The organism is Actinoplanes sp. NPDC023714 (assembly GCF_040639855.1).
In the GTDB taxonomy this organism is placed as follows: Bacteria; Actinomycetota; Actinomycetes; order Mycobacteriales; family Micromonosporaceae; genus Actinoplanes.
Genome location: NZ_JBFAAR010000004.1, coordinates 304,830 through 321,534, shown reverse-complemented (window position 1 = coordinate 321,534; position 16,705 = coordinate 304,830). Strand labels below are relative to the sequence as shown.

Sequence of the window (16,705 nt, the reverse complement as noted above, 5' to 3'; positions counted from 1 at the left end):
GTTCCCCCCTCAGCCGATCCGCTCGCGGCGGCCCAGGATGCCCTGCGGCCGGATCAGAATGATGACGATGAGCACGAACAGCGCGCCGACGTTCTTCAGCTCGGTCGGGATCCAGAGCGTCGACAGCTGGGTGGCGAGGCCGACGACCATGCTGCCGAGCAGCGCGCCGAAGGCCGTGCCGAGACCGCCGAGGGTGACCGCGGCGAAGACCAGCAGCAGGATCTGGAAGCCCATCTGGTAGTTCACGCCCTGGAAGAGGGCGAGCATGACACCGCTGAGCGCGGCGAGGGCGCCACCGAGCGTCCAGACCAGGCGGATGACCGAGTCGACGCTGATACCGGAAGCGGCGGCGAGCGACGGGTTGGTCGCCACCGCACGGGTCGCCTTGCCGAGCCGGGTCTTGATCAGCGCGAGCGAGACGACGACCAGGACCACGATCGCGATCCCGTCCATCACCAGGTTCTTCGGCGCCACCGCGATGAGACCGAGGTCCATGCCGGGCTGGGCGACGTACTGCGCGTACTGCTGGGTGTCGCCGCGGAAGAAGAACAGGTACAGGTAGCGCAGGATCAGGGCCACGCCGATCGAGATGATCATCATGCCGATCAGGCCGGTACGGCGGTTGCGCAGCCAGCCCCAGAAGAAGCGGTCCTGGAAGTACCCGAAGGCGCCACCGAGGACGACGGCCAGCACGGCCGCCAGCTCGAGCGGCAGCCCGACGGTGACGTTGAACAGGAAACAGGCCAGGGCGCCGAACGTGACCAGCTCACCGTGGGCGAAGTTGGTGAGGCCCATGGTCCCGAAGATGAGCGAGAGGCCGAGGGCCGCCAGCGCGATGATGAGACCGAAATGGATACCCGTATAGACCAGGTCGGCGACCCGCGAGGCAGTCGAGCTCCCCGACTCCTCGGGCTCCTCGGTGCCCGGTGCGCCGGCCGCCGGACCGAGCGGGAACAGCACGTTACGTGCGGCGCCCTCGAAGACGGTCAGCGTCAGGCTGGTCCGGCCGGTCGTGACGGTGACGCCTTGCGGGAGCGTCGCAGGGTCGAGGTCGACTTTGTATGTTCCGGCCTTCGGGACCGCTACCGACCACTTTCCGTCAGCAGCCGAAGTCGAGTCACCGACCGGAGTGCCGCTCTCTTCCGTCACCTTGATAACCACGCCCGCCACTGGCTGGCCGGCATTGATCAACGTGCCCTGTAACGACTCACCCTCGGCCAGTGCGCTCGTGGCGCCGAAACCCAGGGAGGTGAACAGGAATCCGAGAACGGCCGTGAAGATGATCACGGCTCTACGCAACGATGCTCCTTGTGTTTAGCAGCAGAAATCCCCGCCAGACGTCTCGCGAAGGACTGGCGGGGATCATAGCTTGCAGAGGAGCGTTGCAGCCGGTCGTAACAGAGCCGTTACGAAGCCTCAATCTTCGGTCAAGAGCCAATCCCGGAACGGTGGCTCGACATCGATCTACTCAGGGGTTGCGCCCTCGTCCTCGGACTCCTTCAGAATCCGATCGGCGACCTCGCGCATCGTCATCCGGTGATCCATCGCGGTCCGCTGGATCCACTTGAACGCCTGCGGCTCAGTCATCGCGTATTTCGTCATGAGCTCACCCTTGGCGCGCTCCACGGACTTGCGCGTCTCCAGCCGATCGGTCAGCCCGGCCACCTCGGACTCCAGCGCGGCGATCTCGGCATAGCGCGAGAGGGCGATCTCGATGGCCGGCACCAGATCGGATTTCTGGAACGGCTTCACGAGGTAGGCCATCGCACCGGCCTCGCGGGCCCGCTCGACGAGCTCGCGCTGACTGAACGCGGTCAGCATGACGACCGGGGCGATCCGCCCGCCGGCGATCCGCTCGGCCGCGGCCAGCCCATCCATGATCGGCATCTTGATGTCCAGGATGACGAGATCGGGCTTGAGGTCCTCGGCCAGGCGCACCGCGGTCTCCCCGTCACCGGCCTCGCCGACGACGTCGTAGCCCTCCTCGACCAGCATCTCGGCGAGGTCCAGCCGGATCAGGGCCTCGTCCTCGGCGATGAGCACCCGCTTGCGCTCGGCACCAGCCTGCGTGTCGGCCACGGAAACCCCTACTCCCAGAACGTCGATGTCGCGACACCCGGTATGTGGGTGTCGCCTCCCTAAGCCTAGTAGGTAGGCTGTCGGAGTCTCATCCTGGCGTGACCATCTCACGCCTTGATCAGGCGTGCCACGATGAGTGGATTGCCCCTGTATTCCAACCGGCAGAGAAGATGGTCTCAAACACCATACAGTGTGGGTTCGAATCCCACCGGGGGCACCAAATCCAGATCGGCGTCAATGTCGTGCACGCCCGGCCCGACCAGCGGACCAGCCACTTTCGATCTTGCTGACCCCATTTCAGGGCCAATTCTTGGGTACGCCTTTCATTTCGCTCGCATGAACGCCGTGTCACAGGTGTGCGATAGCGAATCCTGAGAGCTTCCCCGGCAATCTGAGCGAACCCCCGACCACGGCTCGCGGCGGGTGCTGTCATGTCAGGGACAGCTTCGTCGGGAGGCCTCATGCTGGTGTCCGGTTCCTCGCCCCTGACCGTCGCACGCGGGAGCATGTGGGGCTTCCTGATGTTCGCGGGAGCGGCGTGGCTGGTCGTCGCCTGGGCCGTGATGCGCCTCGAACCCGCCGACATCGCGGCGGTCGCCGGCCCGGTGATCCTCTTCGGCGCGGTCTGCGAACTGCTGCGCACCCTGGCCGGCACCCGCACCTGGTGGCTGAACGCGGGCCTCACCCTGATCTTCGGCGCCACCGCGGCGGCGACCGTCTTCGCCCCCGGCTCGGAACTCGCCACCCCGGCCGCCATGGTCGGCTGGTACCTGATGGTCCGCGGCGCCGTGGACGTCGCCGTCGGGATCATGACCCGCGGCTCCGATCGGGTGTGGAGCCTCATCGTCACGGTCGGCGTGCTGGAGACCGCCCTCGGCTACTTCTCGGCCGGCCCGTTCGCGGCCGCCGCCGACCTGATCGTGGTGACCCTCGGCGCCCTCGCCGTGCTGCGCGCGGTCGCCGACCTGGTGACCTCGCTGCGCCTGCGGGAGCTGGCTCCCGTCGTACGCAAGGAGATCCTGGAATTGCCGCCGGAGCGCGCCGCCGGGCTCGCGGGCTACTCGGCCGGGCATGCGGACTTCACCGCCGCTCCCGCCGTCACGAAGGCCGGGCATACGGACCTCACCGCCGCTTCCGCCGTCACGAAGGCCGGGCATGCGGACCTCACCGCCGCTCCTGCCGCCACGAAGGCCGGGCATGCAGACTTCGCCGCCACTCCTGCCGCCACGAAGGCCGGGCATGCAGACTTCGTCGCCACCCCCGCCGGCACGAAGGCCCGGCACCGCGCCGAGGACACCGTGCCGGCCGTCTCCCCCGCGGGCGGCAACCCCGATCCGGCCGGGACCACCTATCACGAGCACGTCGTGCGCACCACCGCCGACCTCGACGCCATGCTCCTCCAGGCCGGGATCACCGGACCCCGGGCGGGCACGGCACGGCACGCCGAACCGGCCGACCTGCCTGCGGTGCCGGACACCCCGGAGGGCGCGGCCGAGACCGCTCCGGCCGGGCGGGCGCGCGACGACAATCCGGGCAAGATCTGACAGAGGCCCTGTCCCCGGCCCCGCCGGTCGGCGGATCCGCCAGAACGGTCAGTCGCCAGACCGGGATCCCCGACCGGCGGGGTGCCCGATGCCAGTGCGGGTCCCCAATCCCAGCCCGAGGCGCCCGATCCCAGCCCGAGGCGCGCCGCACGCGATCGCAAGCCGTCCGCCCAAACCGCCAATCTTGAACGCCTCACCACCTATTCCGCGATCTTGAACGCTCCACCACCCATTTAGCGATCTTGAACGCCTCACCACCGGAATCGGTGGGCAAGCGTCCAAGATCCACAGCGGGAGGCGGGAGACGGTGAGAGCGGGCGCCCCTTCCTCGCCGGGCCCCGTACTTCCGGAGCAACTCCCCTGCGCGGCGCGGGCGATGCACAGGCGTCCCCGATCTTGGACGCTTCACCACCGCTGCCGCGATCTTGGACGTACGTACCCCGCTCATACGGCAATCTTGGACGCTCGCACCCCGCCCACGCAGCGATCTTGGACGTTCGCACCCCGCCCGCGCGGCAATCTTGGACGTTCGCAACCCGCTCGGACCGGGATCTTGAACGTCTCGCCACCCATTTCGGGATCTTGGAGGTCTCACCGCCGGAATCGGTGGGCAAGCGTCCAAGATCCACAGCGGGAGGGTGGTGGGCGCGGGAACGTGGGGCTGGGGGCGCGGGGGGCGGGTCAGGCGCCTACTCTGCGGAGCAGGCCCTCCTGGACGGCGCTGGCTATGTGCCGGCCGTCGCGAGTGAACATCCGGCCACTGGCCAGGCCGCGGGCGCCGCTGGCGGACGGGCTCGCGCTGTCGTAGAGGAACCACTCGTCGGCGCGGAAGGGGCGGTGCAGCCAGAGCGCGTGGTCCAGCGAAGCGCCGATCACGCCGCCCGGTCCCCACACCTCGCCGTGCGTGGAGAGCACCGCGTCGAGCAGGGACAGGTCGGAGGCGTACGTGAGGGCGCACGCGTGGATCAGCGGGTCGTCCGGCAGCGTGCCGTTGATCCGCATCCACACCCGCTGCTCGGGCTGGATCTCGCGGTCGCCCGGCGGCACCCAGCCCGGCACGCCGACGTAGCGCACGTCGACGGCCTGCGGCGAGGCCCGGAACAGGCCCATCCGCTCCGGGTAGCGCTCCACCCAGTCGAGCATGGTGGGCACGTCCTCGGGCGCCGGGACGCCGGTCGGCGGCGGGGTGTGGTGGTCGAGACCCTCCTCCGGCACCTGGAACGACGCCGACATGAAGAAGATCGTCTTGCCGTGCTGCTTAGCCGTGGAGCGCCGGACCGAGAACGACCGGCCGTCCCGGATGTTCTCCACGTGGAACGTGATCGGCACGGTCGGGTCGCCGGCCCGGACGAAGTATCCGTGCAGCGAGTGGACCTGGCGGGACGGGTCGACAGTCCGGCCCGCCGCCACCAGCGCCTGCCCGGCGACCTGGCCGCCGAACACACGCTGGGCGCCCGTCTGCGGGCTCTCGCCCTCAAAGGTGGCCGCGTCGACCTGCTTCAGGTCGAGGAGACCCAGAAGCTGGTCGACGGCGGCCTGTCCCTGAGACGGCAAGGTCACACCGACGCCGGGTCGACGAGCGAGCCGAGCTGGTGGACCCGCAGGGTGTTGGTGGAGCCGGGCGCGTTCGGCGGGGAGCCCGCCACGACGACCACGTAGTCGCCGGGCTTGGCCAGGCCGAGGCCCAGCATCTTCGCGTCGACCTGACGGAACATGTCGTCGGTGTGCTCGACGAAGTCGGTCAGGAACGTCTCGACGCCCCAGCTCAGTGCCAGCGTGTTGCGCACCTCGGAGACCGGGGTGAACGCGTAGAGCGGCAGGTCGCAGTGGAGACGCGCGAGCCGGCGTACGGTGTCGCCGGTCTGCGAGAACGCCACCAGGGCCTTCGCGCCGATGTTGCGGGCGATCTGCGAGGCCGCGACGGTGAGCGCGCCACCGTGCGTCCGCGGGTCGTGCTGCAGGCGCGGGACGCCCATGCCGCCGGCCTCGGTGGTGCTCACGATCTTCGCCATCGTGCTGACGGTGAGGACCGGGTACTTGCCGACCGAGGTCTCGCCGGACAGCATCACGGCGTCGGCGCCGTCGAGCACGGCGTTCGCCACGTCGGAGGCCTCGGCGCGGGTCGGGCGCGAGTTCTCGATCATCGAGTCGAGCATCTGGGTCGCGACGATGACCGGCTTCGCGTTCTCCCGGCAGAGCTGCACGGCGCGCTTCTGCACCAGCGGGACCTGGTCGAGCGGGAGCTCGACGCCGAGGTCACCGCGGGCGACCATGACGCCGTCGAAGGCGAGCACGATGGCCTCGAGGTGATCGACGGCCTCCGGCTTCTCCACCTTGGCGATGACCGGGACCCGGCGGCCCTCCTCGTCCATCACCTGGTGAACCAGCTTGATGTCCTCCGGCGAGCGGACGAACGAGAGCGCGACCAGGTCGACGCCGAGCTTCAGCGCGAACCGCAGGTCCTCCTCGTCCTTGTCGCTCATCGCGGGGACGCTGACCGCGACGTTCGGCAGCGAGACACCCTTGTTGTTGCTGACCGGGCCACCCTCGGTGACCAGGCACTGGATGTCCTTGCCGTCCTCGACGCCGGTCACCTCGACGGCGACCTTGCCGTCGTCGATCAGGAGCCGGTCGCCGGCCTTGACCTCCTGCGGCAGCTTCGTATAGGTGCAGGAGACCCGGTCCTTGGTGCCCAGGATGTCGTCGCTGGTGATGACGACACGGTCACCGGTCTCCCAGCGGTGCGGCCCGTCGGCGAACTTGCCCAGCCGGATCTTCGGACCCTGGAGGTCGGCGAGGATGGCGACCGGCCGGTCGGCCTGCTCAGCGGCGGAGCGGACCAGCTCGTACATCTCCCGGTGGTTCTCCCGGGTGTCGTGGCTGAAGTTCATCCGGGCCACGTTCATGCCCGCCTCGACCAGGCCGAGCATGCGCTCCGGCGACTTGGTGGCGGGTCCCATCGTGCAGACGATCTTTACGCGGCGTGTCACGGCCATCAGGCTAGTCCTTCTCCCCGGTCGGCTCGGCGGCCGACCCCCGGCAACGTCGTGAACTGCGGGTGTCGACGGCGAGGTCAAACCCGCGTCCACACGGGTGAGCTGCGTCGTCCGGCGGGCGTCGGCGACCGCGGGGTTCAGCTTATCGGGCGTCTCAGGGCGGTCGTCGGCACATGCCGACCTCGAACACAGCCTCAGCGGCCTTAACGCTCGGTAACCAATTTCGAATTTGCTCCCGGAGCACGCAAAATAGCGACGGCCCGCCGCCTTTCCTAGGCAGCGGGCCGTCGCGCGAAAATCGTCAGACCGAAAGCGGCTGGGAATCCGATCGCACCGGCGCCGGCAGTTCCCCGGAGGCGCCGAGATAACTGTGGATCGCGGAGGCCGCGGCCCGGCCCTCGGCGATCGCCCAGACGATCAGGGATGCGCCCTTGTGCATGTCGCCCGCGACGAACACGCCCTCGGCCGCGGTCTGCCAGCCGCGGTCCGCGTCCAGCACGTTGCGCCGGTTGCGGGTCAGCCCGAACTGGGACAGCAGCGGCTGGTCCTCGGTGCCCTCGAAGCCGATCGCGAGCAGGACCAGGTCGGCGCGGAGCTCCCGCTCGGTGCCCGGGACGATCGTGACGGTACGGACCCCGTCGATCCGCTGCACCTGCACCTCGGCGAGCCGGATCGCGACCAGGTTCCCGTTCTCGTCGCCGACGAACTCCTGCACCGCGACGCCGAAGACCCGGTCGCCGCCCTCCTCGTGGGCCGCGTAGTTGCGCAGGATCATCGGCCAGGTCGGCCACGGGTCCTTCACACCGGTGCGCACGTCCGGGGGCAGCGGGTACTGGTCCAGCTGGGTCACCGAGGCGGCGCCCTGGCGGTGGGCCACGCCGAGGCAGTCCGCCCCGGTGTCGCCGCCGCCGATGATGATCACGTGCTTGCCCTTGGCGTCGATCGGCGTGGTGTCCTGCAGACCCGCGACGATCCGGTTGGCCGGGACGAGGTGCTCCATGGCCAGATGTACGCCGTTCAGCCCGCGACCCGCCGTCTCCGGGGTGTCCCGGCCGGCCAGGGCGCCGGCCGCGAGCAGCACCGCGTCGTAGCGCTCCCGCAGGTCGTCGGCGGTGATGTCGACGCCGACGTTCACGCCGGTCTGGAAGACGACGCCCTCGGCCTCCATCTGCGCGAGCCGCGTGTCGATGACATGCTTCTCGATCTTGAAGTCCGGGATGCCGTACCGGAGAAGCCCGCCGATGCGGTCGTCGCGCTCGTAGACGGTGACCGCATGCCCAGCTCGCGCCAGCTGCTGGGCGGCCGCCAGGCCGGCCGGGCCGGAACCGACCACCGCGACCGACTTGCCGGAGGACGCCGGCGCCGGCTGCGGCACCAGGCCCCGCCCGAAGGCGTGGTTGGCGATCTCCACCTCGACCTGCTTGATGGTCACCGGGTCGTCGGCGATGCCCAGCACGCAGGCCGCCTCGCACGGCGCCGGGCAGAGCCGGCCGGTGAACTCCGGGAAGTTGTTCGTCGCGTGCAGCGACTCGATCGCCGACTCCCAGTTGCCGGTCCGGACCAGGTCGTTCCAGTCCGGGATCCGGTTGCCGAGCGGGCAGCCGTCGTGGCAGAACGGGATGCCGCAGTCCATGCAGCGGGTGGCCTGGTCGCGGATGAGCTCCTCGCCCGCGGGCGGGTACACCTCTTTCCAGTCCATGATCCGCAGCGGGACCGGGCGGCGCTTCGGCAGCTGCCGCTCGTACCGGAGGAAACCGTTCGGATCAGGCACTGGTGACCCCCATGACCGCCTCGTCGACGTTGCGACCGGCGGCTTCGGCGGTCCTGATCAGTTCCATCACGCGCTTGTAGTCCCGCGGCACGACCGCGGTGAACCGCTCCACCGACGCGGACCAGTCCTTGAGCAGCTTGCCGGCGACCGCGGAGTCGGTCTCGGCGTGGTGCTTCTCGACGAGCGAGCGCAGCACCTCGCGCTCGTCCTCGGTCAGCGGCGCGAGGTCGACCAGCTCCGGGTTGACCAGCGAGGCGTCCAGGTCGAGCAGGAACGCCTTGCCGCCGCTCATGCCGGCCGCGAAGTTGCGCCCGGTCGGGCCGAGCACCACCACGACACCGCCGGTCATGTACTCGCAGCCGTGGTCGCCCACGCCCTCGACGACCGCCTGGCCGCCGGAGTTGCGGACCGCGAACCGCTCGCCCACCCGGCCGCGCAGGAAGATCTCGCCGCCGGTGGCGCCGTACAGGATCGTGTTGCCGGCGATCGTGTTCTCCTCCGCCACGAACGGCGCGTCCTCGGACGGGCGGATGATCACCCGGCCGCCGGACAGGCCCTTCGCGACGTAGTCGTTCGTGTCGCCGATCAGCCGCAGGGTCACGCCGCGCGGCAGGAACGCGCCGAACGACTGCCCGCCCGTGCCCCGCAGGGTGAACGAGATGGTGTCGTCGGGCAGGCCGTTGCCGCCGTACCGCCGGCTCACCTCGCCGCCCAGCATCGCGCCGACGCTGCGCTGGTCGTTGCGGGTGGCCACCTCGGCGCGGACCGGCGTGCCCTTGATCAGGGCCGGCTGGGCCAGCGCGATCAGCTCGTTGTCCAGGGCCTTCTCCAGGCCGTGGTCCTGCGCCACGATGCCGCGCCGGGACGCGCCCTCGGGCAGCTCGGGAACGTAGAGCACCGGCGCGAGGTCGAGGCCCTTCGCCTTCCAGTGGTCGACCGCCTGGACCACGTCGAGCACCTCGGCCTGGCCGATCGCCTCGTCGATGCTCCGGAAACCGAGCTCGGCCAGGATCTCCCGGACCTCCTCGGCGAGGAACAGGAAGAAGTTCTCGACGAACTCCGGCTTGCCGGTGTAGCGCTCGCGCAGCACCGGGTTCTGGGTGGCGATGCCGACCGGGCAGGTGTCCAGGTGGCAGACCCGCATCATGATGCAGCCCGAGACGATCAGCGGAGCGGTCGCGAAACCGAACTCCTCGGCGCCGAGCAGCGCCGCGATCACCACGTCCCGGCCGGTCTTGAGCTGGCCGTCGACCTGCACGGTGACCCGGTCGCGCAGCTTGTTGAGCAGCAGCGTCTGCTGGGCCTCGGCCAGGCCGAGCTCCCACGGGGTGCCGGCGTGCTTCAGCGAGTTCAGCGGGGACGCGCCGGTGCCGCCGTCGTGGCCGGAGATCAGGATGACGTCGGCCTTGAGCTTCGCGACACCCGCCGCGACCGTGCCGACGCCGATCTCGGAGACCAGCTTCACGTGCACCCGGGACGCCGGGTTGACCATCTTGAGGTCGTGGACCAGCTGGGCCAGGTCCTCGATGGAGTAGATGTCGTGGTGCGGCGGCGGCGAGATCAGGCCGACGCCCGGGGTGGCGTGCCGGGTCTTGGCGACCCACGGCCACACCTTGTTGCCGGGCAGCTGGCCACCCTCGCCGGGCTTCGCGCCCTGCGCCATCTTGATCTGCAGGTCGTCCGCGTTGACCAGGTACTCGCTGGTCACGCCGAAGCGGCCGGACGCGATCTGCTTGACGCTCGAGCGGCGCTCGGGGTCGTACAGGCGCTCGACGTCCTCGCCGCCCTCGCCGGTGTTGGACTTGCCGCCGAGGCGGTTCATCGCGATGGCGAGGGTCTCGTGCGACTCGGCGGAGATCGAGCCGTAGCTCATCGCGCCGGTCGCGAAGCGCTTCACGATCTCGGAGGCCGGCTCGACCTCGTCCAGCGAGACAGGGGTCCGGCCCGGCTTGAACCGGAAGAGCCCACGGAGGTGACCGGCCTCGGCAGCCAGCTGGTCGACCTTGGAAGTGTATTTGCGGAAGACGTCGTACTGCTTGGACCGCGTAGCGTGCTGGAGAAGGAAGACCGTCTCCGGGTTGAACAGGTGGATCTCGCCCTCGCGGCGCCACTGGTACTCGCCGCCGACCTCGAGCCGGCGGTGCGCCCGCTCGGCCGGGTTGGCCGGGTACGCCTTCTCGTGCCGCGCCTTGACCTCGGCGTGGATGCCGGCCAGGCCGACGCCGCCGATCCGGCCGGAGGTGCCCGCGAAGTAGCGCTGGAGCAGCTTGTTCTCCAGGCCGACCGCCTCGAAGACCTGTGCGCCGCAGTACGACGACACCGTCGAGATGCCCATCTTCGACATGATCTTCAGGACGCCCTTGCCGAGCGCCTTCACGTAGTTGCGGACCGCCTTGCGCGGGTCGATCCCGGCCAGCGCGCCGGTCGCGATCAGGTCGTCCACGCTCTCGAAGGCGAGGTACGGATTCACCGCCGCGGCGCCGAAGCCGATCAGCGTGGCGACGTGGTGCACCTCGCGGCAGTCGCCGGACTCGACGACGAGCGCCACCTGGGTGCGGGTCTGCTCGCGGACCAGGTGCTGGTGCACGGCCGCGGTGAGCAGCAGCGACGGGATCGGCGCCAGGTCGGCGTTGGAGTCCCGGTCGGAGAGGACCAGGATGCGTACGCCGTCCTCGATCGCCTCGGACACGTGCCGGCAGATCTGGGTGAGCCGGGCCTTGATGCCGGCCGCGCCGTCCCGCAGCGGGTACAGGCCGGACACCCGTACCGCCTTGAAGCCGGGCAGGTCGCCGTCCTCGTCGATGGAGAGCAGCTTCGCCAGCTCGTCGTTGTCGATCACCGGGTAGGGCAGGACCACCTGACGGCAGCTCGCCGGGCCCGGGTCGAGCAGGTTGGCCTCCGGGCCGATCGTCATCGAGAGGCTGGTCACCAGCTCCTCGCGGATCGCGTCCAGCGGCGGGTTCGTCACCTGCGCGAACAGCTGGTGGAAGTAGTCGAACAGCAGCCGGGGCCGGCTGGAGAGCGGCGAGATCGGGGTGTCGGTGCCCATCGAGCCGAGCGGCTCGGCGCCGGTCCGCGCCATCGGCGCCACCAGGATCTTCAGCTCCTCCTCGGTGTAGCCGAAGACCTGCTGCCGGCGGGTCACCGAGTCGTGCGTGTAGATCACGTGCTCACGGGCCGGCAGGTCGCTCAGCTCGATCAGACCGGCGTGCAGCCAGTCCGCGTACGGCTCGGCGGCGGCCAGCTCGGCCTTGATCTCGGCGTCGTGCACGATCCGGCCTGCAGCGGTGTCGACCAGGAACATCTTGCCGGGCTGGAGGCGGCCCTTGGCCACGACCTGACCGGGCGCGAAGTCGATGACACCGGCCTCGGAGCCGAGCACCACGAGGCCGTCGGCGGTGTGCCACCAGCGGCCCGGGCGCAGTCCGTTGCGGTCCAGCACCGCGCCGATGACCGTGCCGTCGGTGAACGCCACGGCGGCCGGGCCGTCCCACGGCTCCATGAGGCTCGCGTGGAACCGGTAGAACGCGCGGCGCGCCGGCTCCATCTCCGGGTCGTTCTCCCACGCCTCGGGGATCATCATGAGCACCGCGTGCGGCAGGCTGCGGCCGGCCAGGTGCAGCAGCTCGAGGACCTCGTCGAAGCTCGCCGAGTCGGACGCCTCCGGCGAGTTGATCGGGAAGAGCCGCTTGATGTTGCCCGGCAGGTTCGCCGAGGAGAGCAGCGCCTCGCGGGCCGCCATCCAGTTCTTGTTGCCCCGGATCGTGTTGATCTCGCCGTTGTGGGCGATCAGCCGGTACGGGTGGGACAGCGGCCACGACGGGAACGTGTTCGTGGAGAACCGCGAGTGGACCAGCGCGATGGCGCTGTCGACCCGCTCGTCCGTCAGGTCCGGGAAGAACGCGGGCAGCTGCTCGGGCGTGAGCATGCCCTTGTACGTGATGGTCCGCGAGGAGAGCGACGGGAAGTACAGCGCGACGCCGCGCTGCGACGTCTCCCGCTCGGCCTGCTTGCGGATGCAGAACGTCACGCGGTCGAGCTCGATGCCGGACAGCCGCTCGCCGGCCGGGCCGGCGGGCGAGGCCGAGAGCCGGTGCGCGGCCAGGAAGACCTGGCGGATCGCGGGGCGGGCGTCCTCGGCGGTGGCGCCCAGGTCGGACGGGTCCACCGGCACGTCACGCCAGCCGAGGACCTCGCCGCCCTCGACGAGCACGTACTTCTCGAAGACCTTGATCGCCCGGGCCGCGTCGTCGGGGTCCGTCGGCAGGAAGACCAGACCGGCCGCGTACGAGCCCGCCGGCGGCAGCTCGAAGCCGGCGACCGCGCGGTAGTACCGGTCCGGTACCTGGATCATGATGCCGGCGCCGTCGCCGGTGTTCTGCTCGGCGCCACGGGCGCCCCGGTGGTCCAGGCGGATAAGCGCCGAAAGGCCCTTGGAGACCACGTCATGGGAGCGACGGCCGTGAATGTCGGCAACAAAGGCCACACCACACGCGTCACGCTCGTACGCCGGGTCGTACATCCCCTGGGGGTGCGGATATGCCACCGGGCCTCCTGTCGTCACTGGTGTTTCATTCTGAGGTCGGGACGACGTCGGCCCTGCAAAGTCTCTTGAGTCTACGTTAAGAGCCACTGATCTCCGCCAGATGCGGATTGATCACACCTCGCACCGTTGGGCGGAGGAACTGAATAGCACAGCCGGTGCGTGGACCGGTAGTCTCGCGCGATGGCGCCAGTGGATTCCGGCCTCTTCGACCGGCTCGAACGGTTCTACGACGCTTTGCCCCGACCCTGGGCGCGGGCCGAGGAGATCGGTTCGCTGAATCTCTTCGTCCGCGAGGGCGAGGGCTGGCCCTACTATGCCCGTCCGCGGCTCGGTTCGCACGCCCCTTCCGCGGCCGACATCCTGGAGACCCGCCGCCGCCAGCGCGATCTCGGCCTGCCGGAGTCCTTCGAGTGGGTGCACGAGACCACGCCCGACCTCCTCGCGGTGGCCCGTTCCGCGGGCCTCGACGTGCTGCTCGCGCCCCTGCTCGTGCTCGATCCGGCGGCGCTCGTCCCGGACCTGCCGATCCGCGACGCCCGGATCCGCTACCTCGATCCGGCGGCGCCCAGTTTCCCGGCCGACCTGCGCGCGTCCCGGGCCGTGGCCCGGCTCGGATTCGGCGCCCCGGCCTACCGCGCTCCCCTCGAAGTCGTGGAGAACACGCTGGTCATCGATGGTGCCGGACCGGCCGAGCGGGACGCCGCCGAGGAGCTGACCCCGGAGGCCGTGGAGGGCACCCGGCGGATGCTGGAGAGCGGGGACTACGTGACCGCCGTCGCCGAGTCGCCGACCGAGGGCATCCTCGCCACGGCGACCAGCCAGCGCGTCGGCACGGTCGCCGAGATCGTCGGGGTCGCGACGCTGCCGTCGGCGCGCAACCGGGGCTACGCGTCGCAGCTCACGGCCACGCTGACCGGCCGCCTGCTGGCCCGCGGGGTCGATCTCGTGCTGCTGTCGGCCGGCGACGACGACGTGGCCCGCCTCTACACCCGCGTCGGTTTCCGGCGGGTGGGCACCGCCTGCATCGCGGAGCCGACGGCCGTCCCGCTGTGATCTTCCCGGCTCGCCCGACTCCCTCACAATTCCCAGGATCTGGTACGCCGTAAGCACCGTGGCCCCACCCGGCCCTTACCTACGTGATCGTTGTTAGCGCTCACAGGGGTCCGGCCCGACCCGGCGGCCGAAAGCGTCCCCGTCCCAGACTGTGATCTCCGCCGGCACCCGGCTGTACGCCAGGGCTCACCTCACGCCCGAAATGTCGCTCTCCGGTACAGCCACCCGAACCTGGCTGCACGCCAGCGCCCACTTCACGCCCGAAATGTCGCCCTCCAGTACAGCCACCCGAACCTGGCTGCACGCCAGCGCCCACTTCGCGCCCGAAATGTCGCCCCCTGGTACAGCCGGGCGGGGTGCAGCCGGGCGGATCGGGAGCCGGCGGGTCGGGGCTCAGTCCGGCGGGGACCAGTCGGTGACCGGGTCGAGGGTGCGGCCGAGGATCCGCGGGCGCATGTGGTTGAGGGCGGCGTCCCGGGCCCGCAGCGCCAACCGGCCGCGGGCCTGGACCACCGCCGACATCCGCCGGTTCTGCCGGATCACCGTGGTGGTGCGGGGACGGCGCAGCCGGCTGTACTCCTCGACGGCCGCGCCCAGGTCACCGCCGGACGCCACCCCGGCCGCCAGCGAGCGCAGCGTCGCCGCGTCCTCGAACGCGAGGCAGGCGCCCTGACCGAGGTGGTGCGGCATGGCGTGGGCGGCGTCCCCGATCAGCACGACCCCGCCCGGGCCGGACCGGAACCCGTACGCCCGGGGCAGTGGCCGCAGCTCCCGGACCCCCTGCGGGATCAGCTCCTCGGGCCGGGTGGCGGCGAGCAGCGCGCCGATCGGCTCGTGCCAGCCCGCGAACCACCGCCGCAGCAGGGTCAGCTGGGTGGCCGGCGACTCGGGCCGGGCCGCGCCGGCTGCGGTCGCCACCCAGTAGACGCCGCCCCGGAGCGGTCCCAGCGGGATCGCCACGAACCGGTAGCCGGACCCGAGCGTCTCCCCGCCCACGAAACCGGGCAGGTCCGGCACCCGGAAGCCGGGGATCACCGCCTGCCAGGCGGCCAGCCCGGCGCCGAGCGCCACGGCCTCCGGCGCCACCGCGGCGCGGACCCGGCTGTCGATCCCGTCGGCGCCGACCACGAGGTCGGCCTCGATCACGGTACGGCCGTCGCCCACCGCGGGCCGCCGTCCCTCGCCGGCGACGACCGTGGTCACCTCGAAGCCGGTCCGGATCTCCACCCCGTCGCCCAGTCCGGCGATCAGGGCGTCGTACAGATCCTCCAGATGGACCGCCGCAGGGGCCGGACCGGTCCCGGGCCGGACGTGCGGCGCCACCAGCCACTGGCCGTCGGGCCGGCGCACTCCCCCGTCGGGCAGCGGCGACCAGACCGCCGACCACCCGCCGTCCGGGTCGAGCGCCGCGAGGGCCCGCTGACCGTTCGGCCAGAGCACCACGGCGGTGGGCGGGGCCGCGACGCGTTCGGCCCGCTCCAGGAGGAGGACCCGCCAGCCGGAGCGGGCCAGCGCCCCGGCGGCGGCCAGCCCGGACATGCCGGCGCCGACTACTACGGCCGTACGCATGCCCGGGTCCTGACGTCTAGTTCTTCTCTTCCGGGGAGGAGGGTGTGGCCGGGACCGTCTCCTCCTCCGAGGAAGCGGGATCGGAGGGGGAAGCAGCGGGCGGCAGGATCCCGGTCCGCTGATAGGCGAGGAAGCGCTCCTCGCTGACCACCTGGTAGGCGGTCGGCATCTTCCGGCCCTCCTCCTCGCCGCCGGCGACGTCGACCTGCGAGACGTCACTGCCGGCGGCCGGCGCGGGCGCGGTCTCCGGCGCGTCGATCGGGACCACGTACTCGCGGGGGCCCTTCATCACGACGAAGTAGATCGCCGCGCCGATGAAGATCACGATCGCGGTGAAGACGTTGAGCCGGATGCCGAAGAAGTGGTTGGCCTCGTCGGTGCGCAGCATCTCGATCCAGACCCGGCCCGCCGTGTACGCCATGACGTAGAGCGCGAACGCCCGGCCCCGGCCGAACTTGAACTTCCGGTCGAGCAGCCAGACCAGGCCGGCCACGCCGAGGTTCCAGACCACCTCGTAGAGGAAGGTCGGGTGGTAGAGCTCGGGCTTGGTGACCGGCTCGCCGTCGATCACGGTGGCGTGGCCCGGGTTGGCCGAGTCCATCTCGTGGATCTCGAGGCCCCACGGGAGCGTCGTGACCTTGCCGTAGAGCTCGTTGTTGAACCAGTTGCCGAACCGGCCGATCGCCTGGGCCACCGGCAGCGCCGGGGCGAGCGCGTCGGCGAAGACGCTGAGCGGCAGGCCGATCTGCCGGGCGGCGATCCAGGCGCCGAGCGCGCCGCCGGCCACCGCGCCCCAGATGCCGAGGCCGCCCTCCCAGATGTAGAAGGCGCGGATCGGGTCGCCACCGGCGCCGAAGTAGTCCTGCGGCGAGGTGATCAGGTGGTAGATGCGGGCGCCGATGATGCCGAACGGCACCGCCCACACCACCATGTCCAGCGAGACCCACGGCGCGACACCACGGTTGCGCAGTCGCTTCTCCATGAGGAGGGTGGCGACGACCATGCCGAGGATGATGCAGAGCGCGTAGGCACGGACCGGGAACGGCCCGAGGTGCCACACGGACGTCGTGGGGCTGGGGATGGCGGCGATAATCACGGGCACACGCTACCGCCGCCAGGCTCCCGGGTCAGTGCCGGGCGGGCTGCG

General features: G+C 70.7%; 10 protein-coding genes and 1 tRNA gene. 3 read left to right on the top strand and 8 right to left on the bottom strand.

Annotation, left to right across the window (positions count from 1 at the left end; all coding sequences use genetic code 11):
- Nucleotides 1-9: 9 nt before the first annotated feature.
- Nucleotides 10-1,299 (bottom strand): branched-chain amino acid ABC transporter permease, encoded by a 1,290-nt coding sequence (locus AB0G10_RS20780; RefSeq protein WP_360923834.1) that lies wholly within the window; start codon nt 1,297-1,299, stop codon nt 10-12.
- Nucleotides 1,300-1,464: 165 nt separating this feature from the next.
- A complete protein-coding gene (locus AB0G10_RS20775; RefSeq protein ID WP_360923831.1) occupies nt 1,465-2,079 on the bottom strand; it encodes a response regulator in 615 nt (204 codons plus the stop codon).
- A 143-nt stretch (nt 2,080-2,222) separates the two neighbouring features.
- Between AB0G10_RS20775 and AB0G10_RS20770 the strand changes: the two genes are divergently transcribed.
- Together AB0G10_RS20770 and AB0G10_RS20765 are read left to right on the top strand one after the other, a co-directional pair.
- Nucleotides 2,223-2,299: transfer RNA gene (locus AB0G10_RS20770), tRNA-Leu, on the top strand.
- Between the two features lie 211 nt (nt 2,300-2,510).
- The gene (locus AB0G10_RS20765; protein WP_360923828.1) at nt 2,511-3,623 is read left to right on the top strand and encodes a hypothetical protein; all 1,113 of its coding nucleotides are present in this window, start codon (nt 2,511-2,513) and stop codon (nt 3,621-3,623) included.
- 681 nt (nt 3,624-4,304) lie between these two features.
- On the opposite strand, the gene AB0G10_RS20760 is transcribed toward AB0G10_RS20765, so the two are convergent.
- The 4 genes from AB0G10_RS20760 to gltB all read right to left on the bottom strand — a co-directional run bounded on the left by AB0G10_RS20760 (nt 4,305) and on the right by gltB (nt 12,912).
- The gene (locus AB0G10_RS20760) at nt 4,305-5,183 is read right to left on the bottom strand and encodes an acyl-CoA thioesterase II (protein WP_360923825.1); all 879 of its coding nucleotides are present in this window, start codon (nt 5,181-5,183) and stop codon (nt 4,305-4,307) included.
- Entirely contained in the window at nt 5,180-6,619 is a 1,440-nt protein-coding gene (gene pyk, locus AB0G10_RS20755) for a pyruvate kinase (protein WP_360923822.1), read from the bottom strand. Before pyk ends, AB0G10_RS20760 begins: the two co-directional genes overlap by 4 nt.
- 301 nt (nt 6,620-6,920) lie before the next feature.
- The gene (locus tag AB0G10_RS20750) at nt 6,921-8,390 is read right to left on the bottom strand and encodes a glutamate synthase subunit beta (protein ID WP_360923819.1); all 1,470 of its coding nucleotides are present in this window, start codon (nt 8,388-8,390) and stop codon (nt 6,921-6,923) included.
- Nucleotides 8,383-12,912 carry a glutamate synthase large subunit gene (gltB, locus tag AB0G10_RS20745; RefSeq protein WP_360924979.1) on the bottom strand — a complete coding sequence of 1,510 codons (4,530 nt, stop codon included), beginning with the start codon at nt 12,910-12,912 and terminating at the stop codon, nt 8,383-8,385. Before gltB ends, AB0G10_RS20750 begins: the two co-directional genes overlap by 8 nt.
- 204 nt (nt 12,913-13,116) lie before the next feature.
- Between gltB and AB0G10_RS20740 the strand changes: the two genes are divergently transcribed.
- Nucleotides 13,117-13,989, top strand: a complete 873-nt coding sequence (locus tag AB0G10_RS20740) for a GNAT family N-acetyltransferase (protein ID WP_360923816.1) — start codon at nt 13,117-13,119, stop codon at nt 13,987-13,989.
- Between the two features lie 393 nt (nt 13,990-14,382).
- Here the strand turns inward: AB0G10_RS20740 and AB0G10_RS20735 are convergent, their stop codons facing one another.
- Together AB0G10_RS20735 and lgt are read right to left on the bottom strand one after the other, a co-directional pair.
- Nucleotides 14,383-15,558: an NAD(P)/FAD-dependent oxidoreductase gene (locus AB0G10_RS20735; RefSeq protein ID WP_360923813.1), complete on the bottom strand. Its 1,176-nt coding sequence runs from the start codon at nt 15,556-15,558 to the stop codon at nt 14,383-14,385.
- Between the two features lie 16 nt (nt 15,559-15,574).
- On the bottom strand, nt 15,575-16,654 hold the full coding sequence (lgt, locus tag AB0G10_RS20730) for a prolipoprotein diacylglyceryl transferase (RefSeq protein WP_360923810.1): 1,080 nt from the start codon (nt 16,652-16,654) through the stop codon (nt 15,575-15,577).
- Nucleotides 16,655-16,705 lie beyond the last annotated feature (51 nt).